The sequence below is a fragment of the Shimia sp. MIT1388 genome, from assembly GCF_047124445.1.
Taxonomy (GTDB): domain Bacteria; phylum Pseudomonadota; class Alphaproteobacteria; order Rhodobacterales; family Rhodobacteraceae; genus Shimia.
Window position 1 is genome coordinate 3,327,083 of the sequence record NZ_CP138921.1, and the last position, 20,556, is coordinate 3,347,638.

The window sequence follows — 20,556 nt, forward strand, 5'->3', positions numbered from 1 at the left end:
GCGCGCCTATGTCAGCGAGACCCCAGACCCCATTGTTGGATCAAGTGAACTTGCCGGAAGACCTAAAACGGTTTTCTGACAGTGAGTTGACGCAAATTGCGCATGAGCTGCGGTCTGAAACGATCTCCGCTGTGAGTGAAACCGGCGGGCATTTGGGCGCAGGATTGGGCGTGGTGGAGCTGACCGTGGCGCTGCACGCGGTGTTTGACATGCCGCGTGACAAGCTGATCTGGGATGTGGGCCACCAGTGTTATCCGCATAAGATTTTGACCGGTCGCCGCGATCGGATTCGCACCCTGCGTCAGGAAGGCGGCCTGTCCGGCTTCACCAAGCGCAGCGAAAGCGTGTTTGACCCCTTTGGCGCGGCCCATAGTTCGACCTCGATTTCGGCGGCGCTGGGCTTTGCGGTGGCGCGTGATCTGGGCGGACAGTGTGACGGCGGCCTGGGCGATGCGATTGCGGTGATTGGCGACGGGTCGATCACGGCGGGCATGGCCTATGAGGCGATGAACAACGCAGGCCATCTCGGCAAGCGCATGTTTGTGATCCTGAACGACAACGATATGTCGATTGCGCCGCCTGTGGGGGCGATGAGCGAATATCTGTCCCGTCTTTATGCCGGTGAGCCGTTCCAGGAATTGAAGTCTGCCGCCAAAGGCGCGGTGAGCCTGTTGCCGGAACCGTTCCGCGAAGGCGCCAAACGGGCCAAAGATGTGCTTAAGGGCATGACCGTCGGTGGCACGCTGTTTGAGCAGCTGGGCTTTTCCTACGTTGGGCCGATTGATGGCCACGACATGGACCAACTCCTGCCATTGCTGCGCACGTTGCGTCAGCGCGCGACCGGACCGGTGCTGCTGCATGTGATCACCAAGAAGGGCAAGGGCTACGCCCCTGCCGAGGCGGCGCGCGACAAAGGCCATGCCACCGCGAAGTTTGATGTGCCCACCGGTAAGCAGCACAAAGCGCCCTCCAATGCACCGAGTTATACCTCGGTGTTTGGCAATGCGCTGGTTGAGGAAGCGGCTGAGGACAGCCGAATTTGCGCGGTGACGGCGGCGATGCCGGATGGCACAGGCTTGAACTTGTTTGCCGAACGCTATCCGAGCCGGTGTTTTGATGTGGCGATTGCCGAACAGCATGGCGTGACATTCTCCGCCGCTCTGGCAGCAGGGGGCATGAAGCCGTTCTGCGCGATGTACTCGACCTTCCTGCAGCGTGGCTATGATCAGGTGGTGCACGATGTGGCGATACAACGCCTGCCGGTGCGTTTTGCGATTGACCGTGCAGGGCTGGTTGGTGCGGATGGGGCCACCCATGCGGGCAGTTTTGACATCGCCTTTATGGCCAACCTGCCGGGTATGGTGGTGATGGCGGCGGCGGATGAAGCCGAGCTGAAACATATGGTGGCCACGGCGGCGGCCTATGACGACGGTCCGATTGCCTTCCGATACCCGCGCGGCGAAGGCGTCGGGGTTGAGCTGCCGGAGCGCGGTGAAGTTCTGGAGATCGGTAAAGGTCGTGTGGTGCAGGAGGGCAGCCGCGTGGCGCTGTTGTCCTTTGGCACCCGTTTGGAAGAGACCCGTAAGGCGGCAGAGGCGCTAGCGGCGCGGGGCATCACTCCGACGATTGCCGACGCGCGGTTTGCCAAGCCTTTGGACCGCGACATGATCCTGGATCTGGCGGCCAAGCATGAGGCGCTGATCACCATTGAAGAGGGCGCTGTTGGCGGGTTTGGCAGCCATGTGGCGCAGTTGTTGGCGGAAGAAGGCGCTTTTGATGGCGGGCTGAAGTATCGCTCGATGGTGCTGCCGGACACGTTCATTGATCAGGCCAGCCCGAAGGCGATGTATGATGTGGCGGCGATGAACGCTGAGCACATCGAAGCCAAGGTGTTGGACGCGCTCGGCATCACAACGCTGGACAGCAAGCGCGCCTAAGACTGGATTGGAGCGGGGGGCAGCCCCCGCACCCCCGAGGTATTTGCAGAAAGAGAAAGCGCCTAGGTGGCGGTTTCTTCGTCCAGCATGGCTTTCAAAGCATCTTGGTAGTTTGGGTATTTCAGGACCACACCGAGTTCCTCTTTGATGCGGTCGTTGCGCACGCGTTTGCTGTCGGAATAGAAGCTGCGCGCCATCGGGGTCATCTCCGCCTCTTCGAACGGGATTTCCGGGGGAGGGTCCATGCCCAGAAGCTCGGCGGCGTAGGCGAGGATGTCCTGCGGTGGGGCCGGGCTATCATCACAGACGTTGTAGATTTGGCCCACATTGGGGGCCTTCATGGAGGCTTCTAACACTTGGGCGATGTCATCGACATGGGCGCGGGAGAACACCTGATTTTTCTTGATTATGCGGCGGGCGGTGCCATTGCGCAGTTTGGCGAAGGGGCCGCGGCCGGGGCCGTAGATGCCTGCCAAGCGGAAGATGTGCAGCGGTAGATCTGGCAGTGCCTGCCATTCCGCTTCGGCGAGCACACGCATTTTGCCGCGGTGGCCGCCGGGATCAAGCGGGGTGTCCTCGTCGACCCAGCCGCCGTCCATGTCGCCGTAGACGCCGGTGGTGGAGAGGTAGCCGACCCATTCCAGATTGGTCGCGGCGTTCAGGAGCGCGTCCTTGCCAAGGCGCAAAACCGGATCACCGTCTTTGTCCGGACGGATGGAAGTCAGCACATGGGTGACGCCTTTGAGGGCGGTGTCAAAATCGATCGGCCACTGCAGCGGCGTGATGCCTTGGGCGCGTAGGTCGGCCTCTTGGGCGGGGTCGCGGTAGGTGCCGAGAATGGTCCAGCCTTGCGGAAGAAGACGGGTGGCGAGGGCCTGGGCGGTGTAGCCGTGGCCGAGCGAAAGCAGGGTCTTGGTCATGTGGATACTCTGCGCTTGCAGTTGGACAGGCACAAGAGGCAGCGCGGTGAATAATTGTCACAGCGCTGTGGAGGACTGGCCGATGCCTAAAGATCTAGCCTTGGTCTATTTTCCTTTCCAGACCGGATCGCGTTTTTCGGCAAAAGCACGCGCGCCTTCCAGCTGGTCTTCGCTGTCATAAAGCACATCCACGGTGCGCAGCTGACGCCTGGTGATGCGGTTCATGGCGTCCTGGAATTTGGCATCCTCGGCGTCACGGACAATTTCCTTGATGGCGGCGTAAACCAAAGGGGGGCCGGAGGCCAGCAAGCGGGCTTGCTCCCAAGCGCGGTCCATCAGCTTGTCGGCGGGCACAATTTCATTGATGAGCCCCCAGCGGTGCGCTTCGTCGGCGTCAAACCAGCGTCCGGTGAGCAGGAGCTCCATAGCGATGTGGTAGGGGATGCGCTTGGGCAGTTTCACCGAGGCGGCATCGGCCACCGTACCGGAGCGGATTTCAGGCAGCGCAAAGGTGGCGTGGTCGGCCGCGAGGATCATGTCGGCGGACAGCGCTAGCTCCAAGCCACCGCCGCAGGCGATGCCGTTTACAGCGGCAATCACTGGTTTGTTCATGTCGCGCAGTTCTTGCAGGCCGCCAAAGCCACCGACACCATAGTCACCATCAACTTCATCCCCATCGGCGGCGGCTTTCAGATCCCACCCGGGGCAGAAGAACTTCTCGCCACCCCCTGTGAGGATGGCAACGCGCAGGTCCGGATCGTCTCGGAAATCACGGAAGACCTCTCCCATGATGCGGCTGGTCACAAGATCAATGGCGTTGGCTTTGGGGCGATCGAGTGTGACCTCGAGAATAGCGCCGTCGCGGCGGGTTTTGACCGGGCCGTCAGTCATGACATGTCCTTTCGTATCAGCGCGTCTGCGGCCACCGCGCGGGTGGGCGTGCAGATCAGCGGGTTGATCTCAGCCTCTTGCAAGCTGTCGAGGTTGGCAAGCACGTAGGCTTGCAGCGCGTCTATGGCTCGCAGAATGGCGTTGATGTTGGCGGGCGGCGCACCGCGATAGCCTGTGAGCAGCGGCGCGATTTTGAGTGATGACAAGGCATCTCGGATTGTCTCGTGGCTGGCCGGGATCAGGAGCGAGGCGCTGTCTGTCAACACTTCGGTCAGGGTGCCGCCCGCGGCGATGGTGAGCACAAAGCCATGGGCTGGATCGTGGGTCACACCGATGAGCAGCTCTGCGACGCCGTCATCGATCATTTCCTCGATCAGGAAACTGTTGGTCGGCATGTGTTTCGCGGCGGCTGGCAAGTCAGCGGCTATGAGTTTGAGCTTAACTGCGCCGGCTTCGGTTTTATGTGCGATACCCTGGCCCTTGAGCACCAAGGGCGGCGTGAGTTGTCCGGCCTTTTCGGCGAGAGTATCCGTGCCGGCCACTGCAACGCTGCGCGGGGTGTCTAGGCCGTGGGTGGCGAGCGCGGTTTTGGCTTCGTGCTCTGTGAGCACTTGAGCCGCTTGAGGCGGCGCAGTAGGGGCGAGCGCCAATGGGGCGGTTTCAGGGGCGGAAATCTGCGTGGTCGCGGCAGCAGCAGAGATGGCTTCGCGCAGGCCGTGCATGGGCACGACGCCGCCCTCGATCAGGGTTTGCGTCACATCGGCTGGCAGAAGTTCCGGTAAGGATGCAACCACGGCCATTGGACGGCTGGTGGTCTTGTGGGCTTTGATGGCGGCGTCGGTGGCGCAATCCCAATCGGTGCGGTTTTCTGGCGGATAGTCCACAACGGAAAACGTAAGACCGACGTCCGACGTCATCATGGCGGACCAAGCCTGGGTCATCGCGTCGGCATCGCGCCAGATATAGGTATGATAGTCTAGGGGGTTGGCCAGGGCGACCATGGGGCCGAGGGCGTCGGCCAATTGTGTGCGCTGTTCGTCTGTCAGGGTCGGGAAGGTGAGGCCGCTGTGAAGCGCCGTGTCGGCCATCAGGCTGGCCTCGCCGCCAGAGCAGCTGATTGAAGCGATGGTGGGCGTGGACAACGGGCCAGACAGGTGCAGCAGCTTCAGGGTTTCCAAAAACACCGGTAGGTCATGTACGCGGGCAAAGCCCAGTCGTGTGATCAGCGCGGCGGCTCCGGTGTCGCTGCCGGCAAGTGAGGCGGTGTGGCTGACGGTGGCGGCCTGGGCTTCGTCGCTGGCGCCAACTTTCAAAACCACAACCGGGATTCCTTTGGCGTGGGCTTTGGCGGCCAGCGCTTCCCACGCGCGCAAATTGGTGAAGCCCTCGATATGCAGGCCAAGCGCAGTGACACGCGGATCATCAAGGAAGGCTGCAGCGATGTCGGCTTGGTTGAGCTGCGCCATGTTTCCGCAGGTGGCGACATAGGCAATGGGCACGCCGCGCTGCTGGTTGGTGAGGTTGATCGCGATGTTGGAGCTTTGCGTAAGGATGGCGACGCCGCTGTCCAATCGTTTGCAACCGTGCTGGTCCGGCCAAATCGCGGCTCCGTCCAGCGCGTTGATAAGACCGTAGCAGTTGGGGCCGAGGATCGGCATGTCACCGGCGGCGGCCACAAGGTCTGCTTGTAGTTCATTGCCGGAAGCGTCTTCGGCAACGGCCTCAGAAAAGCCGGATGCGAAACACACCGCGCCGCCCGCGCCGTTGGCCGCGAGGTCCTTCACAATCGGGATTGTGGCGCGGCGGTTGATGCCAATGAAGGTTGCGTCTGGCGATGCGGGCAATGCGTCGATGGAGGGGTAAGCTTTGTGTCCGGCAACATCCGATGATTTGGGGTGCACAGGCCAAATGGCGCCGTTAAAACCAATCTTTTCCGTTTGTCGGATAACTTCGGCACACCACGCGCCGCCGCCAACAACGGCAATGGACTTGGGGCGGATCAGGCGAGACAGATCACGTGTCATGGCCATGCCTCCGGGCTGCCATGACAGGCCTCTAGATGTGGTAACCCTTTCTTAACCACGATGCGGAAGGGTGGCAGGGCGGCCTCTGCAGGAGCGCTTTGGGCCGCATCAGGGAAAGCCCCCCGTTCTACGTCTACTCTTCGGGGGGCGGACCCTTGTGCAGCCCCTAGCTGTTGCGGTCGAGATGTCCCAAATCGCGGTCCGGTTCGATCACATCGCGCAGGCGTTTTTTCAACTCTTTGGCTTCCGGAAATCCACCGTCGCGCTTGCGGTCCCAAATCACCGTGTGGTTGACCGTGACTTTGTAGGTGCCGGGCACGTCTGCTGGGGCAATGGTTACCCCGGCGAGATCGTCTTTGAAGGTGGACAACAGTTCTTGCGCCATCCAGCCCGCGCGCAACAGCCAGTTGCAACCGACGCAATAGGTGATGGTGACGGATGGTTTCATGTGGCAGGCCTCTCGATGGTGTGTCGAGGTTGTGCCGCAGAGCCACAGACAACGCAACGGTTCCCATCAGGCACCCAAGGGACGCAGAAGGTCGCGGCTGATGATGTGGCGCTGGATTTCGCTGGTGCCGTCCCAGATACGTTCGACCCGTGCATCCCGCCAGAAGCGTTCCAGCGGGTAGTCATCCATCAGCCCCATGCCGCCGTGGATTTGGATTGCAGCGTCGGTGACGCGGGCGAGCATTTCGGTGGCGTAGAGCTTGGCGGAGGCAATTTCTCGGTTCGACGGCAGGCCACGATCAAGGCGGGCTGCGGCGGACAGTGTTAGTAGGTCAGCGGCATCGATTTCGGTGATCATGTCGGCGATCTGAAAACCGATGCCCTGGAATTTGCCAATCGGCTGGCCAAATTGTTCGCGCTGGGCTGCATAATCCAATGCATAATCAAAGGCGCGGCGAGCACGGCCGACACAAAAGGCTGCCACCGTGATGCGTGTGGCGTAAAGCCATTCGTTCATTACCGCAAAGCCACCGTCGACTTCGCCAAGGACTTGCGTGTCGGGCAGGCGGCAGTCGTCAAACTCGAGCACCATATTTTTGTAACCGCGATGGCTCACGGATTTGTAGCCGTCGCGCACCGTGAAACCCGGCGTGTCGCGGTCCACAAGGAAGGTGGTGATGCGCTTTTTGGGTCCCTTGGGGGTTTGGTCTTCGCCGGTGGCGACAAAGACAATGAAGAAGTCGGCGTGTTCGGCGCCGCTGATGAAATGCTTGTTGCCGTTGATGACCCAGTCGCCGCCATCACGCACGGCGCTGCATTTCATGCCACGAACATCGGACCCGGCACCCGGTTCGGTCATGGCCAAGGCATCCATGCGTTCGCCGCGCACGGCAGGTAGCAGGTAGCGTTCCTTCTGCTCGCCTTCGCAGGCCATAAGGATGTTTTGCGGGCGGCCAAAGAAATGCGTGAGGGCCATTGAACCGCGGCCCAATTCGCGTTCCACCAGAGTAAACTCAAGGTGGTTCAGGCCCGCGCCGCCAACTTCTTCGGGGAAGTTACAGGCATAAAATCCAAGGTCGATGACCTTTTGTTTGATCTGTTCGCCCAGACCTTCAGGAATTTCGCCGGTGCGTTCGACCTCATCCTCATGAGGATAAATCTCATTTTCCACAAAGCTGCGGACGGTGGAGACAATCATCTCCTGTTCTTCGGTCAGATCAAACTGCATGGCGCGTGTCCCTCTTTGGCTGTCGATAGCAGAGCGCGCTTGACCAGCTGGATCATGCAAGAATAGCGTCTGGTCATGCAGATTTGGTCAAATACATCCGCTGCGCCGCAGAAGATTGGGGTTCTGTTGTTTGACGGGTTTTCCAACCACTGTCTGGCAAACACCGTGGAACCGATGCGGGCGGCCAATACGCTGTCGGGCAAAGCGCTCTTTGACTGGGCGTTTTTGTCATTGGATGGCGCTGCGGTGCGGAGTTCGAGTCAATTGCCAGTGACGCCTCATGGTCGGCTCAGTGAGGCCTCCGGCGACATGCTGGTTGTGATGCCGTCTTATGGCTTCATAGGCCACGCGGGCTGGCAGACGCAGAGTGCCTTGCGGGCGGCAGCCAAGCGGTTTGGCACGGTCTGTGGCATGGACACGGGCAGCTGGTTGATGGCCGAAGCAGGGCTGCTGGAGGGGCATCGCGCCACCATTCACTGGGAAGAGCTGACTGCCTTTGCGGAGCGCTTTCCAGATGTCACAGCAGAGCGCGAGCGGTTTGTGATTGATGGGGCGCGAGTGACCTGTTCGGGGGCCATGGCAGCGTTTGATTTGGTGATGTTTCTGATTGGTCGCGACTTTGGACAGGCGCTCGCTTTGGAGGTGGCGCAGTTGTTTATGACACGGGACAGTGCGCGCTCCCATGAAGGCGGCGCCACGCCAGCAGGGCGGGTTGTGAACCGCGCTTTGGCCGTGATGCAGGACCACTTGGAAGAGCCTTTAGCCTTGCCAGAGGTGGCGCGCCGGGCAGGTGTGACCCAGAAAACCCTTGCCGCGCGGATGTTGGCAGAGCTTGGGGCCACGCCGGCGGTGGTGTATCGGCGGTTGCGGCTCAATCTGGCGCGCAAGCTGGTGGTGGACACCGATTTGAGCGTGTCCGAGGTGGCGCTGCGCAGCGGGTATGGCGATCCGGCGGCAATGACGCGGGCGTTTCGGGCAGAGTTTGCCACCACGCCACAGGCGCTGCGCAAGGGGATCTAGGTGGCGTAGGTGCTGCCTTCTTCGTCCAGAATGGCTTTTAGCTCTGCAAGATGCCGCACATCTTGTTCTGGATACTGCTCCAGCTCCTGTGCGGTTTTCTCTGCAATCTCATGCGGCAGAACCCGCAACGGCTGGCCGGTTTGCAGGGCACGAATATAAGTCTCCGCCGCACGCTCGAAATAATAGAGCCGATTAAACGTGTCCGCGACGCTGTCGCCAATCACCAACACGCCGTGGTTGCCCATGACCATGACTTTCTTTTTGGGATCGGTCAGGAGCGCGGCGCAGCGTTCGCCTTCGTCCTCAAAGGCCAAGCCGCCGTAGCCGTCATCCACCACAATGCGGTCATAAAACGTGGCGCAGTTCTGATCGATGGGCGGGAGGGTGCTGTCCGCCAAAGACGCCAAGACGGTCGCGAATATCGAGTGTACATGCATCACACAACGTGCGTGGGGGCAGTGGCGATGCACGCCCCCATGAAGGCCCCAGGCGGTGGGATCAGGCGCATTTGGGCCCTTCAGAGTTTCGGGGTCATTGGCGTCGATTTCCAAAAGGTCACTGGCCTTGATGCGGGCAAAGTGCATTTGATTGGGGTTCATCAAAAATCGCGTGCCGTCGTCGTTCACCGCGAGGCTGAAGTGGTTGGCGACACCTTCGTGCATGTTCAGGCGCGCGGTCCAGCGGAAGGCCGCTGCCATATCGACGCGCTCCTGCCAGTGGGTGATGTTGGGGTGCAGCTCTGCGACGGTCATGGAGGCCTCCTTGTTTTGCGCAGCGGAGCATTGCCAAGGCGCGCTGGTCAAGCGTGTTTGCGACGTCGCTTTTGACATGTGACTGGTCAGGCGGTTCCAATTTTGGGTTTCAGTTTCCACCTGAAGGACATTTCGTAAAAGCTTCACCTGCGGTGAGGTTGAACATGGTCAAAACCCGTGGCACCGTGGGCCATGGAACAGACGCATTTTCAAACATGGGCTGATGTCGCCCCCCGCCTTGTTGCCGTGGCCGCGGGCCGCGAGCCTGCTGATCTCATCATTCGCAAAGGCCAATGGGTCAATGTGCACACCCGCGAGGTGCTGGCGGATCACGATATTGCCGTGGCCGAAGGGCGGATCGCCTTTGTCGGGCCTGACGCGAGCCATTGCGAGGGGCCAGATACAGAGATCATAGAGGCCAACGGACGGTTTATGATCCCGGGCCTGTGTGACGGGCATATGCACATCGAAAGCGGCATGCTGACCCCGGCAGAATTTGCCCGCGCTGTGATAGGTCATGGCACGACCACGATGTTCACCGACCCACATGAGATTGCCAATGTGTTGGGGCTGGAAGGCGTGCGAATGATGCATGATGAAGCGCTGATGCAGCCGATCAACATCTTCACGCAAATGCCCAGCTGTGCGCCATCGGCGCCGGGGTTGGAGACCACCGGCTTTGAAATTGGGCCGGATGATGTGAGCGAGGCTATGGGCTGGCCTGGTATCATTGGGCTGGGGGAGATGATGAACTTCCCCGGGGTGATCAATGGCAGCCAGCAGATGCTGGCCGAGATTGCTGCGACACAAAACGCGGGCAAGACCGTAGGTGGGCATTATGCGTCGCCGGATCTTGGTAAAGATTTCCATGCCTATGCGGCCGGTGGTCCAGCTGATGATCACGAAGGCACCTGTGAGGCGGATGCGATTGCGCGGGTGCGTCAGGGCATGCGCATGATGATGCGCTTGGGCTCGGCCTGGTACGATGTCGAAACACAGATTACCGCGATCACCGAAAAGGGTTTGGACCCGCGCAACTTCATCCTGTGCACGGACGACAGCCATTCGGGCACCTTGGTGAACGATGGGCATATGAACCGGGTGGTGCGGCATGCGATTGACTGTGGCTGTGATCCGCTTGTGGCGCTGCAAATGGCGACGATCAATACCGCGACGCATTTTGGATTGGAGCGGGACTTGGGCTCCATTGCACCTGGACGGAGGGCGGATGTGATCCTGACGTCAGATCTCAAAACGCTCCCCATTGAGCAGGTGATTGCTCGCGGTAAGACCGTGGCGCAGGACGGCAAGGTGTTGGTGGATTGTCCGCATTACGACTGGCCGGCACATGCGCGGCAGACGGTGAACATGGGACGGGCGCGGACGGCGGAAGATTTTGAGGTCAAAGCGCCGGACGGTGCCACACAGGTCACTGCCAATGTGATTGGGGTGATTGAAAACCAGGCGCCAACCAAGGCATTGACCGCTGAGTTGTCCGTCACGGATGGCGTGGTTCAGGGCGATTTAGAGACGGATGTGTCACAGATCGCGCTGGTGGAGCGGCACCGCGCCACCGGCGATGTGGTGAACGGGTTTGTGTCGGGCTTTGGCTACAAAGGACGGGTGGCGATGGCCTCCACCGTGGCCCATGACAGTCATCATATGATTGTGGTCGGCACTGACCGCGAGATGATGGCGATGGCGGCCAACCGACTTGGCGAGGTGGGCGGTGGTGTCACTGTGATCAAGGATGGCGAAGAGCTGGCGTTGGTCGAGTTGCCGATCGCAGGCTTGATGTCAGATGCGCCCGCAACAGAAGTTGCGGCCAAGGCGCAGAAGATGGTCGAAGCGATGGAGGCTTGCGGTTGCACCCTGAACAACGCTTATATGCAACATTCGCTTTTGGCTCTGGTGGTAATCCCGGAATTGAGGATTTCCGACCTGGGGCTGGTGGATGTGACCAAATTTGAAATGACAGAGGTGATCAAGGCTGCGCAATGACTCCACAGAATATTCCCGTGCATTCCCCCGCTGTCCCCGCCCCTGAAGCTTTTACAGATGCCAAAGCCGCTGTGGCGCGTCTGGAAGAGCTGTATCAGATTGCCACCACCTACCTGAGCGATCAGTTCCGCCGCGCACTGCGCAAAGGGCCGGATGGGCATCGCATTCGCGCGTTTTACCCTGAGATCCGGATCACCACGACCAGCTTTGCGCAGATCGACAGCCGGCTGAGTTTTGGCCACGTGGCCGAGCCGGGGGTGCATGCCACCACCGTGACGCGGCCGGATTTGTTCCGGAACTATCTGGAACAGCAGATCGCGCTTTTGCTGGAAAACCACGGCGTGCCGGTGGTGATTGGCGCTTCCGCAACGCCAATTCCGGTGCATTTTGCGGTGGCGGCGCAGAGCGACATGACTGTGCCTCAAGAGGGAGCGGCGGATTTCACCCTGCGTGACATCTTTGATGTGCCGGACCTGTCGACCACAAACGATGACATTGTGAATGGCACGGCAGAGGTCAATGGCGTGGCCCCACTGGCGCCGTTCACCGCGCAGCGGGTGGATTACTCTTTGGCGCGGTTGAGTCATTATACGGCCACCGATCCAGAGCATTTCCAGAACCACGTGTTGTTCACCAACTACCAGTTCTATGTGACCGAGTTCGAAGCTTATGCGCGGCAGATGCTGGATGATCCCAACTCGGGTTACACCAGCTTTGTCAGCACCGGGAACGTGGAGATTTCGGACGCGGAAACGCCGATTGCTCCGGTCGATAAGCAGCCTCAGATGCCGACTTACCACCTCAAGCGGGAAGATGGCTCCGGCATCACTTTGGTGAACATCGGTGTGGGGCCTTCCAACGCGAAGACCGCCACGGATCACATTGCGGTGCTGCGCCCACATGCCTGGATCATGGTTGGGCATTGCGCGGGCTTGCGGAACTCGCAAAGCCTGGGCGATTTTGTCCTGGCGCATGCCTATTTGCGCGAAGACCATGTGTTGGATGATGACCTGCCAATCTGGGTGCCGATCCCGGCGCTGGCCGAAGTGCAGACCTCCATGGAAAGCGCGGTGGCTGAGGTGACCGAACTGTCTGGCTTTGAGCTGAAGCGGGTGATGCGGACCGGCACGGTGGCCACCATCGACAACCGGAACTGGGAACTGCGGGAGCATACAGGGCCGGTGCAGCGTTTGAGCCAATCCCGCGCCATTGCGTTGGATATGGAGAGTGCGACAATTGCCGCGAATGGCTATCGATTCCGGGTGCCGTATGGGACGCTTTTGTGTGTCAGCGACAAGCCGCTTCATGGTGAATTAAAGCTTCCCGGCATGGCGTCAGACTTCTATAAGACACAGGTCGCGCGGCATTTGCTGATTGGCATCCGCGCCATGGAAAGCTTACGCGAAATGCCTCTGGAACGGCTACATTCGCGGAAATTGCGCTCATTTGATGAGACAGCCTTCCTCTGACCCTACGGAAATCTGTGGAAAACCCTTAAAAACCTCGTTTTTTGGCACACAATTTATTGTGTTCACCCACAACATCCCGTTAAATGCCGGGCGTGAGGCCCAAGTAATCGGGCAGACTAATGGAGACCTGAAATGGCAAAACCGATGACCAAGACCCAACTCGTTGCCGCGCTGGCCGAAGATATGGGCTCTGACAAGAAATCCGCAGGCGCAGCTCTGGAAGCCGTTTGTGCACTGATCACCCGCGAAGTTTCCGCTGGTGGCGCTGTGACCCTGCCAGGCGTTGGCAAAATCTACTGCCGTGAGCGTCCTGAGCGTATGGTTCGCAACCCGGCAACTGGTGAGCAGATCAAGAAAGACGCGGACAAGGTTGTGAAAATGACCATCGCCAAAGCGCTGAAAGACAGCGTGAACGGCTGATCGCTCTGATCATTGTTACGGAAAGGGTCGCTCGTTTGAGCGACCCTTTTTGTTTTTACAGCTGCGCGCTGGGCGTGGAGTGGGAGATGGTGATCTCTTCGTCGGACATGCCCTCAGCAATGCCCTCAAACAGCGGCGTTGACAGGTAGCGCTCCCCGGTGTCGGGCAGCATCACAAGGATGTTGGCACCTTCCGGAGCCGTCTGCGCGACTTCAATGGCGGCGGCCAGTGTGGCGCCGGCAGAGATACCCACCAGAATGCCTTCTTCGGCGGCGAGGCGTTGCGACCACTGGATGCCGTCCGGACCAGGTGTTTTGATCAGCTGATCGTAGCCGCCTTTGTCCAGCGCTTCTTGCAGCACCCAAGGGATGAAGTCTGGTGTCCAGCCCTGGATGGGATGCGGTTCAAAAGCCGGATGGCTCTCGGTGGCCTGATTGGCGTCGTCGCGTGTGTTGACGTACCCAGAGTCCACCAGCGCGGCGTTGGCGGGCTCAGACAGGATGATCTTGGTGTCCGGGCTTTCGCGGCGCAGCACACGGGACACCCCTGCGACGGTGCCGCCGGTGCCGTAGCCGGTGACCCAATAGTCCAGAGATGTGTCGGTAAAGTCGTTGAGAATTTCCCTTGCGGTGGTGTGTTCGTGCATGTCCGCGTTGTCCGCGGTCTCAAACTGGCTGGCGAGGAACCAGCCGTTTTGCTCGGCCAGTTCTTGTGCCTTCTTGTACATGCCAAAGCCTTTTTGGGCTTTGGGTGTCAGCACAACCTTGGCACCCAGGAAGCGCATCAGGCGACGGCGTTCCACCGAGAAAGCCTCAGACATGGTGATGACCAGGGGGTAGCCTTTGGCGGCGCAGACCATGGCGAGGCCGATGCCGGTGTTGCCCGAGGTGGCTTCTACTACGGTTTGACCGGGTTTCAGGCGGCCGTCTTTTTCCGCGGCCTCAATGATGTTGAGCGCAAGACGGTCTTTCACGGAGCCCGCCGGGTTGGCGGCTTCGAATTTGACAAACATGTTCACATGTTTGGGGGCAATCCGGTTCAGGCGGACAACAGGGGTGTCGCCTACCGTGTCCAGAATGCTGTCATAGCGGCGGCCGCGGCCTTGAGTTTGGCGGGGCATGGGCGCCTCCTTTACTGGTACTTTCACAATTCAAGCTAAGCGGCGTTTGCCAAAAACGGTAGGCCTGAGAAAGTCGCGGGCGGAAATAAGAACGAGTCATCTGGCCCGCGAAAATTAGGGTGACGGCGTTTTTTGTCAGGCGCGTGACGGAAAACAAAAAAGGCCGCAGCGCGAAGCTGCGGCCAATCTTGTTCGCGAAAGTCAGAGTTACATGTTGTTCTTTTTGTACTCTTCCATCAGTGCCTTGGCTTCGTCGATCAGCGCTTGACCGTCGATGCCGCGCTTGTCCATGTCGGCAATCCAGGTGGCATAGATCGGCTCTACCACCTCGGCCCACTTGGCAGCGTCTTCCGCAGACACAGTCACGATGTTGTTGCCACGAGCGACTGCCAGATCACGGGCAGGCGCGTCCATGTCCTGCATCACACCGCCAGCAAAAATGGAGAACTCAACGCCAGAGTTGTTGTCCATGACAGCTTTCAGATCGTCCGGCATGGACTCATAACGGTCTTTGTTCATCGCCAGTACAAAGGTCAGCGTGTAGAGCGCGTTGCCTTCAAACTCGGTGTGGTTGCCGACCAGCTCTGGCACTTTCAGGGCTGCGGTCACTTCCCATGGGATTGTGGTGCCGTCGATCACACCTTTGGACAGTGCTTCTGGCACTGCAGGCACAGGCATACCGATTGGCGACGCACCGGTTTGTTTCAACAGGTCGTTCACCAGACGGGAGCCGCCACGGATTTTCATACCTTTGAGGTCATCCGGCGTGGTCACAGGCGCGTTGGTGTGGAACATGCCGGGGCCATGCACCCAGGTGCCGAAGATCTTTAGGTTCTTGAACTCGGAGTCCTTCATATGGGTGTCAAACATTTTGGCATAGGCGTAGGAGCCCGCGCGCGCGTCTTCGACCATGAAGGGCAGTTCAAACACTTCGGTGGATGGATAGCGGCCCGGGGTATAGCCCACCACGGTCCAGACGATGTCGGCCACGCCATCAATGGCTTGGTCCATCAGTTCCGGGGGCTTGCCACCCAGAGACATGGCAGCGTAGCGCTCGATCTTGATGCGGCCTTCGCTGTCTTTCTCAATTGCGTCTGCCCAAACGTCCAGAATCAGCTTTGGCACATTGGCCTGCGGTGGCAGGAACTGGTGCATGCGCAGGGTCACGTCTTGGGCCAGCGCGGTGGTGGCGCTGAGCGCCATGGCAGCGCCGGCGGCGAGTAGTTTGGCAATAGGTTTGCGCAGGGTCATGAGGGTCCTCCCGATTAGTCTTTTCTCCCAATTGAGAAGAGTGTTGTTGATGCAGCGCGTCCTGCCAAGGGAAATTTGACCAGTTGGACATGTTTCTTTGTTTTTACGCTCTAATCCTGCCTAAAACGCTTGGGACAAAATGACATTTTGGTGGTCGGCTGGGTGGACAATTTGCGCCAAACACATGGGGTAAGTTACCCTCAATTCACAAATTAAATCCGCCCTATTGCCTCAGCGGCGAAATGGCACAATGACAATGAGCGACACTGCCAGACACGCGGCACTGTCTGGCCGCCGAATGCGGTGGCCATAGGGAGGGGCACCAGAGCGGTTGCATGAATGAATTACTGGCAGGCCTGCTGGAAGCGGGCCGACTGATCGTTACATTTGATGCGGATCTGATCGAGATTTCGCTGCGCTCCTTGCGCGTGACGCTGACCGCGGTGGCGATTGCCTCTGCCATCGGCTTGCCGCTGGGCTGTTGGTTGGCGGTACGACGGTTCCGCTTTCGTCGGCTTGTGATTGCGACTCTGAACGCGCTGATGGGCCTGCCGCCGGTTGTGGTGGGTCTGATTGTCTATCTGATGCTGTCGCGGGCTGGACCTTTTGGCGTGTTTGGGTTGTTGTTCACCCCGACCGCGATGATCATCGCGCAGGTGATCATTTTGACCCCGCTGATTGCCTCGATTGCCCATCAGGCCATTCGCGAGCTTTGGGCGCAGTATCACGATCTGCTGATTTCACTGAACACCACCCGCTGGCAGCGCATTGCGACGTTGTTGTGGGACGGGCGTCGGGCGCTCTTGACCGCATCGCTGGCCGGGTTTGGCCGCGGTATTGGTGAGGTGGGCGCGATCATGATCGTGGGTGGCAACATCGATAATGCGACCCGTGTTTTGACCACCGCGATTTCGCTGGAGACCGGCAAGGGCAACTTCTCTCTCGCCTTGGCTTTGGGTTTTGTACTGATTGGTTTGGCAGTGCTGGTGAACCTGTTGATCCACACCTTATCGCGGACGGAGGTGAGTGGCCGATGGTGACCTCTATTCTCCCTCTTAATGTGACAGATGCGGTGGTGCGCCGACGCGGCAAGACCTTATTGGGGCCGGTGAGCACCACGGTGAGTGACAGCGGCCTGTCGATAGTGATGGGGCCAAATGGGGCCGGGAAAACCACGTTGTTGCGCCTGTTGCACGGCATGGAGCGTGTGTCCGGCGGGGGATCACTTCAATGGCAAATCCCCGAAGAAGATGCCCGCGCGCTACAGGCCTTTGTATTCCAGTCCCCAATCATGATGCGGCGCACGGCGCTGGACAATGTGGCTTATCCGCTGATGACACATGGGGTGTCCAAAAAGGAGGCTCGGTCCCGTGCGGCGGAGTGGCTGGAGCGTGTCGGCTTGGCTGACAGTGCGCAAAAACAGGCCACGGTGCTGTCTGGCGGAGAGCGTCAGAAGCTGGCACTGGCGCGGGCCTTGATCCGCAAACCAGAAATTCTGTTCCTTGACGAGCCCTGCGCCAATCTGGATGGCCGGGCGACGCGGGAATTTGAGACGCTGCTGATGCAGGCGTTCAAAGAGGGAACACGCGTGGTGATGTCCACGCACGACATTGGTCAGGCACGGCGGCTGGCGGAGGATGTTTGGTTCATCCACCACGGCCAAATTCTGGAGCAGACACCTGCAGCGGAATTTTTTGCCTCACCTAAAACAAGTGAAGCGCGCGCATTTCTTAAAGGAGACATAGTCGAATGAAGTTTGGTACAACGCTTGCCGCGGTGGCCTTTGCACTGAGCAGTGTGATGGCAACGGCAGACACCATGAAGATGGCGGTCACAACCTCGTTCCACAACTCGGGCCTGTCGGATGTTCTGTTGCCAGAAATCCAGAAAGACCTGGGGCTGGAAGTACAGCTTTTGGTGGTTGGCACCGGTCAGGCCCTGCGTCTGGGCGAGGCTGGGGACGTGGACGCGATCCTGGTGCATTCCAAGAAGGCGGAAGAAGCGTTTGTTGCGGGCGGCTACGGTACGCACCGTCGTGAGATCATGTACAACGATTTTGTGCTGATTGGCCCCAATGCCGATCCTGCCAAAATCGCTGAGTCCGAAACCGTAGTGCAGGCACTGTCCGCGATTTCCGAAACCAAGGCTGCGTTTGTGAGCCGCGGTGACGACAGCGGCACCCACAAGAAAGAGCTGTCGCTCTGGGCAGAGGCCGGTGTGGATGCGGATGCCCGCTCCGTGGATTGGTACAAGGAAGCCGGTGCCGGTATGGGCGCGTCCCTGAATACCGCGTCTGGCATGAACGGCTACATCATGAGCGACCGCGCAAGCTGGCTCAAGTTTGGCAACAAAGGCGATCTGGCGCTGCTGTATTCTGGCGATCCGGAACTGTTCAACCAGTATGCCTATATTCCGGTGAACCCGGAGAAGCACGGCCACGTGCAGGCAGAACTGGCGCAGAAGCTGGAAGCCTGGCTGGTGAGTGACCGCGCCAAAGAATTGATCGACGGCTACACTTTGAAAGGTGGCCGCCTGTTTATCTTCAACGCGGAACAGTAAACCTGTTGGTGCACGTCACTCGTCTGGGGAGACGTGCACTGCAAATTGCTCCAACTCGGCTTCCGCTGGCGCAATGCTGCGGAATTGCTCTTTCACACCGGCGTCGGTGAGTTCACGAGCCACAGTCAGAAGCGTGTTGGCTTCATGTTCGGCGCAGAGATCGGCCATATGGGAAATCTCCTCGGACGCCACCGGACGCGCAGCCTCCAAAGACGGCGCACCGTAGACATCCACAAAATGCTGAGCGAGCGCGTCGGTGAGGGCTTCGACCTCTGCCGGCTCGATGGTGGTGACCGCGACAAAAGTTACGCGGCCAAAGGTTTCCACACCCAGCCAGCCATTGGCAAACGCCTGACGCGCCTTGCCAGTCAGATCCGCCTCGGACCAGTTGGAAAACTCAAACCCACCGCTGATCGCCCATTCACCGGTGCGGGCCGGGTTGAAGTAGACCCGTTGGTCGCTTTCATCAAAGTGGATCGCACGTGCCAGAAGCATCAGCTGTCTCCTTCTAAAAGGCGGCTGAGGGGCAGCAGGCGGGTGTCCTCGCCGCTGCGCAGGAGCGCGCCAAAGTGTTCGTCTGTGCCAACAAAAGTGCCGGCTTCTGTGTCGGTGCCAAAGGCCCATTCAACCTCTTCACCGAGGTTGTGGGCCAGGCCGCGCCATTCGGTGTTGAGCGGTTTGAGCCCCTCGTCTTCCATGCGGTTGACCCAGACCAGCGTGTGCCGCACCCATGCGCTCAAGAGCGTGTCAGGTGTGACGTCCACACAGCCTTCCTCATAAAGCGCGGTTTGGTCCGGTGTCGCACCGGGCGTTTCCGAATCCTTAGGGATCAGGGGCAATTCCAGGCCAACCACCAGCCAGTCTGGCACTTCACTCGCCTCTTGCGTGGAGGCTGCGACGCGCATCCGACCACAGCGGGCACCGTTGACCAAGATACCACCAGGCCAATCCAGATGCACCGCAACCTCGGGCGGGGCCAATGCGCCAAGGGCGTTTTGAAAGCCAATGGCGCAGCTGATCAGCACGGGCATCGCTTCGGTCAACGGCACCTCGGGTGCAAAGACAATAGCGGCGCGCAGCTGATCTGCGGCGAGGTTGTAGACCACAAGCCCCGCGTCACATCCCATGATCGCTTGAGTCTTGGCTTTGGCAAAAGGGTCCGCGCTGCCACTCAGCGCGAGCCCTTCAAAAAGCGGTGGGAACTGCGGGGCGTCACTCATGCGTTGCCGTCCTCGATCAGGCGACGCGCGAGGGCACGGAAGGATTGCGCTTGGGTCGACTCCGGCTTGGAGACCACAATCGGCGCGCCACCATCGGCAGCGACACGGATGTCCAGCGCCAGCGGGATTTCTGCCAGCAGCGGCACACCAAGTTTCTCGGCTTCGGCGGCCACGCCACCATGGCCAAAGACATGCTCTTCGTGGCCACATTGGGAACAGATGTGGGTGCTCATGTTTTCGATCATGCCCACAATCGGCGTACCGAGTTTCTCAAACATGTTGATGCCTTTGCGGGCATCCAAAAGCGCGATGTCTTGAGGGGTGGAGACCACCAGTGCACCGGTCAGCTCGGCCTTTTGCGCGAGGGTCATCTGCACGTCGCCGGTGCCCGGTGGCAGGTCGACGATCAGCACATCCAGCGCGCCCCATTGCACCTGATTGAGCATCTGCTGCAACGCGCCCATCAGCATTGGGCCACGCCAAACCACGGCCTCTTCTTCGCGGGTCATGAGGCCAATCGACATCATGGTCACACCGTGGTTGCGCATCGGCAGGATGGTTTTGCCATCGGGGCTCGACGGTCGGCCAGAGACGCCCAGCATGCGGGGCTGGGACGGGCCGTAAACATCCGCGTCGAGCAAACCAACGCGGCGACCTTCAGCGGCCAAGGCAGCTGCGAGGTTCGCGGACACGGTGGATTTCCCGACGCCACCTTTGCCCGACGCCACGGCGAGAATGCGGTCGATGCCGGGGATTTTCTGCGGGCCTTGTGGCTCTGCTGGACGGGAGCCCTTGAGATCGGGGGGCGGCTTGGAAGCGGAGTGGGCTGTCATCACGATGGAGACGCTCTCCACGCCGTCCAGCGCGTTCAACTTGTCTTCGATCTCGACTTTCATCGGCTGCATGGCTTGGGCGCGGGCCGGGTCGATTTCCAGCACAAAGCGGACTTCGCCGCCGTCCACGTTCAGCGCGCGGACCATTCCGGAGGCCACCAGATCGGAGCCAGAGGCGGGATCAGTGAAGCCTTTGAGTACGTTCAGAATATCGTCGCGGTTTGCCATTTAGCCACGCCCTTTGATCTGACCGGTGACAACATGCTCCATGTCCAGGCCATCAATGGTCAGCACCATTTTGGCGGTGAACTCTTTGCCCTCGGTGGCCTCGGCCCCGGCGGTGCGCATGGCGTCCTCGATCGCTTGCTGGCTGGTCACGCCAACCTGCTTGAGGAACTTGCGCATGCTCATGTTAAAATCTTCGCTCATAGGTGGATTTCCTTCTGCCTAGGGCATTCTACTTG

General features: G+C 59.8%; 20 protein-coding genes. 8 read left to right on the forward strand and 12 right to left on the reverse strand.

Annotated elements, in window-relative coordinates:
* Positions 1 to 8: 8 nt before the first annotated feature.
* Positions 9 to 1,937, forward strand: coding sequence for a 1-deoxy-D-xylulose-5-phosphate synthase (gene dxs, locus SIB92_RS16455; RefSeq protein ID WP_412553057.1), 1,929 nt, complete (start codon positions 9 to 11; stop codon positions 1,935 to 1,937).
* Positions 1,938 to 1,999: 62 nt separating this feature from the next.
* Here dxs and SIB92_RS16460 read toward each other — a convergent pair whose 3' ends face one another.
* The 5 genes from SIB92_RS16460 to SIB92_RS16480 form a co-directional block, all read right to left on the reverse strand.
* On the reverse strand, positions 2,000 to 2,857 hold the full coding sequence (locus SIB92_RS16460) for an SDR family oxidoreductase (protein WP_412553058.1): 858 nt from the start codon (positions 2,855 to 2,857) through the stop codon (positions 2,000 to 2,002).
* Between the two features lie 105 nt (positions 2,858 to 2,962).
* Complete coding sequence (locus SIB92_RS16465; protein WP_412553059.1) at positions 2,963 to 3,748, reverse strand: carnitinyl-CoA dehydratase; 786 nt, start codon at positions 3,746 to 3,748, stop codon at positions 2,963 to 2,965.
* Positions 3,745 to 5,772 carry an acetate--CoA ligase family protein gene (locus SIB92_RS16470; RefSeq protein ID WP_412553060.1) on the reverse strand — a complete coding sequence of 676 codons (2,028 nt, stop codon included), beginning with the start codon at positions 5,770 to 5,772 and terminating at the stop codon, positions 3,745 to 3,747. The genes SIB92_RS16465 and SIB92_RS16470 overlap by 4 nt, the downstream gene beginning before the upstream one ends.
* A gap of 166 nt (positions 5,773 to 5,938) precedes the next feature.
* Positions 5,939 to 6,220 (reverse strand): SelT/SelW/SelH family protein, encoded by a 282-nt coding sequence (locus tag SIB92_RS16475; protein ID WP_412553061.1) that lies wholly within the window; start codon positions 6,218 to 6,220, stop codon positions 5,939 to 5,941.
* Between the two features lie 66 nt (positions 6,221 to 6,286).
* A complete protein-coding gene (locus SIB92_RS16480) occupies positions 6,287 to 7,447 on the reverse strand; it encodes an acyl-CoA dehydrogenase family protein (RefSeq protein ID WP_412553062.1) in 1,161 nt (386 codons plus the stop codon).
* 75 nt (positions 7,448 to 7,522) lie between these two features.
* On the opposite strand from SIB92_RS16480, the gene SIB92_RS16485 reads away from it, so the two are divergent.
* Entirely contained in the window at positions 7,523 to 8,467 is a 945-nt protein-coding gene (locus SIB92_RS16485) for a GlxA family transcriptional regulator (protein WP_412553063.1), read from the forward strand.
* On the opposite strand, the gene SIB92_RS16490 is transcribed toward SIB92_RS16485, so the two are convergent.
* Complete coding sequence (locus SIB92_RS16490; protein ID WP_412553064.1) at positions 8,464 to 9,219, reverse strand: class II aldolase and adducin N-terminal domain-containing protein; 756 nt, start codon at positions 9,217 to 9,219, stop codon at positions 8,464 to 8,466. The two genes, SIB92_RS16485 and SIB92_RS16490, sit on opposite strands and share 4 nt — an antisense overlap.
* A 192-nt stretch (positions 9,220 to 9,411) precedes the next feature.
* Between SIB92_RS16490 and ade the strand changes: the two genes are divergently transcribed.
* The 3 genes from ade (at position 9,412) to SIB92_RS16505 (ending at position 13,109) form a co-directional block, all read left to right on the forward strand.
* On the forward strand, positions 9,412 to 11,220 hold the full coding sequence (gene ade / locus SIB92_RS16495; RefSeq protein WP_412553065.1) for an adenine deaminase: 1,809 nt from the start codon (positions 9,412 to 9,414) through the stop codon (positions 11,218 to 11,220).
* Positions 11,217 to 12,689 carry an AMP nucleosidase gene (locus SIB92_RS16500; RefSeq protein ID WP_412553066.1) on the forward strand — a complete coding sequence of 491 codons (1,473 nt, stop codon included), beginning with the start codon at positions 11,217 to 11,219 and terminating at the stop codon, positions 12,687 to 12,689. Before ade ends, SIB92_RS16500 begins: the two co-directional genes overlap by 4 nt.
* A 132-nt stretch (positions 12,690 to 12,821) precedes the next feature.
* Positions 12,822 to 13,109: an HU family DNA-binding protein gene (locus SIB92_RS16505; RefSeq protein WP_168590788.1), complete on the forward strand. Its 288-nt coding sequence runs from the start codon at positions 12,822 to 12,824 to the stop codon at positions 13,107 to 13,109.
* A gap of 55 nt (positions 13,110 to 13,164) precedes the next feature.
* Here the strand turns inward: SIB92_RS16505 and cysK are convergent, their stop codons facing one another.
* Positions 13,165 to 14,229, reverse strand: coding sequence for a cysteine synthase A (gene cysK / locus SIB92_RS16510; protein ID WP_412553067.1), 1,065 nt, complete (start codon positions 14,227 to 14,229; stop codon positions 13,165 to 13,167).
* 207 nt (positions 14,230 to 14,436) lie between these two features.
* A complete protein-coding gene (locus tag SIB92_RS16515; RefSeq protein ID WP_412553068.1) occupies positions 14,437 to 15,480 on the reverse strand; it encodes a TRAP transporter substrate-binding protein in 1,044 nt (347 codons plus the stop codon).
* A 335-nt stretch (positions 15,481 to 15,815) separates the two neighbouring features.
* Between SIB92_RS16515 and SIB92_RS16520 the strand changes: the two genes are divergently transcribed.
* Genes SIB92_RS16520 through SIB92_RS16530 form a run of 3 tightly spaced genes read left to right on the forward strand, consistent with a single transcriptional unit; the run spans position 15,816 to position 18,039 of the window.
* Positions 15,816 to 16,520: an ABC transporter permease gene (locus SIB92_RS16520; RefSeq protein ID WP_412553069.1), complete on the forward strand. Its 705-nt coding sequence runs from the start codon at positions 15,816 to 15,818 to the stop codon at positions 16,518 to 16,520.
* A complete protein-coding gene (locus SIB92_RS16525) occupies positions 16,514 to 17,233 on the forward strand; it encodes an ATP-binding cassette domain-containing protein (RefSeq protein ID WP_412553070.1) in 720 nt (239 codons plus the stop codon). The genes SIB92_RS16520 and SIB92_RS16525 overlap by 7 nt, the downstream gene beginning before the upstream one ends.
* A complete protein-coding gene (locus tag SIB92_RS16530; protein WP_168590784.1) occupies positions 17,230 to 18,039 on the forward strand; it encodes a substrate-binding domain-containing protein in 810 nt (269 codons plus the stop codon). The genes SIB92_RS16525 and SIB92_RS16530 overlap by 4 nt, the downstream gene beginning before the upstream one ends.
* A 15-nt stretch (positions 18,040 to 18,054) precedes the next feature.
* Here SIB92_RS16530 and SIB92_RS16535 read toward each other — a convergent pair whose 3' ends face one another.
* Genes SIB92_RS16535 through SIB92_RS16550 form a run of 4 tightly spaced genes read right to left on the reverse strand, consistent with a single transcriptional unit; the run spans position 18,055 to position 20,521 of the window.
* On the reverse strand, positions 18,055 to 18,534 hold the full coding sequence (locus SIB92_RS16535; protein WP_412553071.1) for a DUF6505 family protein: 480 nt from the start codon (positions 18,532 to 18,534) through the stop codon (positions 18,055 to 18,057).
* Complete coding sequence (locus SIB92_RS16540; RefSeq protein WP_412553072.1) at positions 18,534 to 19,259, reverse strand: DUF4444 domain-containing protein; 726 nt, start codon at positions 19,257 to 19,259, stop codon at positions 18,534 to 18,536. The genes SIB92_RS16535 and SIB92_RS16540 overlap by 1 nt, the downstream gene beginning before the upstream one ends.
* Positions 19,256 to 20,320, reverse strand: coding sequence for an iron-sulfur cluster carrier protein ApbC (gene apbC / locus SIB92_RS16545; protein ID WP_412553073.1), 1,065 nt, complete (start codon positions 20,318 to 20,320; stop codon positions 19,256 to 19,258). Before apbC ends, SIB92_RS16540 begins: the two co-directional genes overlap by 4 nt.
* Positions 20,321 to 20,521, reverse strand: coding sequence for a DUF6494 family protein (locus SIB92_RS16550; RefSeq protein ID WP_168590780.1), 201 nt, complete (start codon positions 20,519 to 20,521; stop codon positions 20,321 to 20,323).
* Between the last annotated feature and the right edge of the window lie 35 nt (positions 20,522 to 20,556).

Bases quoted from the DNA above. Each gene is read 5' to 3' on its own strand.
- SIB92_RS16525 (WP_412553070.1), top strand. From the start codon at position 16,514: ATGGTGACCTCTATTCTCCCTCTTAATGTGACAGATGCGGTGGTGCGC.
- SIB92_RS16475 (WP_412553061.1), bottom strand. From the start codon at position 6,220: ATGAAACCATCCGTCACCATCACCTATTGCGTCGGTTGCAACTGGCTG.
- cysK (WP_412553067.1), bottom strand. From the start codon at position 14,229: ATGCCCCGCCAAACTCAAGGCCGCGGCCGCCGCTATGACAGCATTCTG.
- SIB92_RS16490 (WP_412553064.1), bottom strand. From the start codon at position 9,219: ATGACCGTCGCAGAGCTGCACCCCAACATCACCCACTGGCAGGAGCGC.
- SIB92_RS16520 (WP_412553069.1), top strand. From the start codon at position 15,816: ATGAATGAATTACTGGCAGGCCTGCTGGAAGCGGGCCGACTGATCGTT.
- SIB92_RS16480 (WP_412553062.1), bottom strand. From the start codon at position 7,447: ATGCAGTTTGATCTGACCGAAGAACAGGAGATGATTGTCTCCACCGTC.
- apbC (WP_412553073.1), bottom strand. From the start codon at position 20,320: ATGGCAAACCGCGACGATATTCTGAACGTACTCAAAGGCTTCACTGAT.
- SIB92_RS16535 (WP_412553071.1), bottom strand. From the start codon at position 18,534: ATGCTTCTGGCACGTGCGATCCACTTTGATGAAAGCGACCAACGGGTC.
- ade (WP_412553065.1), top strand. From the start codon at position 9,412: ATGGAACAGACGCATTTTCAAACATGGGCTGATGTCGCCCCCCGCCTT.
- SIB92_RS16530 (WP_168590784.1), top strand. From the start codon at position 17,230: ATGAAGTTTGGTACAACGCTTGCCGCGGTGGCCTTTGCACTGAGCAGT.
- SIB92_RS16465 (WP_412553059.1), bottom strand. From the start codon at position 3,748: ATGACTGACGGCCCGGTCAAAACCCGCCGCGACGGCGCTATTCTCGAG.
- SIB92_RS16500 (WP_412553066.1), top strand. From the start codon at position 11,217: ATGACTCCACAGAATATTCCCGTGCATTCCCCCGCTGTCCCCGCCCCT.
- SIB92_RS16485 (WP_412553063.1), top strand. From the start codon at position 7,523: ATGCAGATTTGGTCAAATACATCCGCTGCGCCGCAGAAGATTGGGGTT.
- SIB92_RS16505 (WP_168590788.1), top strand. From the start codon at position 12,822: ATGGCAAAACCGATGACCAAGACCCAACTCGTTGCCGCGCTGGCCGAA.
- SIB92_RS16540 (WP_412553072.1), bottom strand. From the start codon at position 19,259: ATGAGTGACGCCCCGCAGTTCCCACCGCTTTTTGAAGGGCTCGCGCTG.
- SIB92_RS16460 (WP_412553058.1), bottom strand. From the start codon at position 2,857: ATGACCAAGACCCTGCTTTCGCTCGGCCACGGCTACACCGCCCAGGCC.
- dxs (WP_412553057.1), top strand. From the start codon at position 9: ATGTCAGCGAGACCCCAGACCCCATTGTTGGATCAAGTGAACTTGCCG.
- SIB92_RS16515 (WP_412553068.1), bottom strand. From the start codon at position 15,480: ATGACCCTGCGCAAACCTATTGCCAAACTACTCGCCGCCGGCGCTGCC.
- SIB92_RS16470 (WP_412553060.1), bottom strand. From the start codon at position 5,772: ATGACACGTGATCTGTCTCGCCTGATCCGCCCCAAGTCCATTGCCGTT.
- SIB92_RS16550 (WP_168590780.1), bottom strand. From the start codon at position 20,521: ATGAGCGAAGATTTTAACATGAGCATGCGCAAGTTCCTCAAGCAGGTT.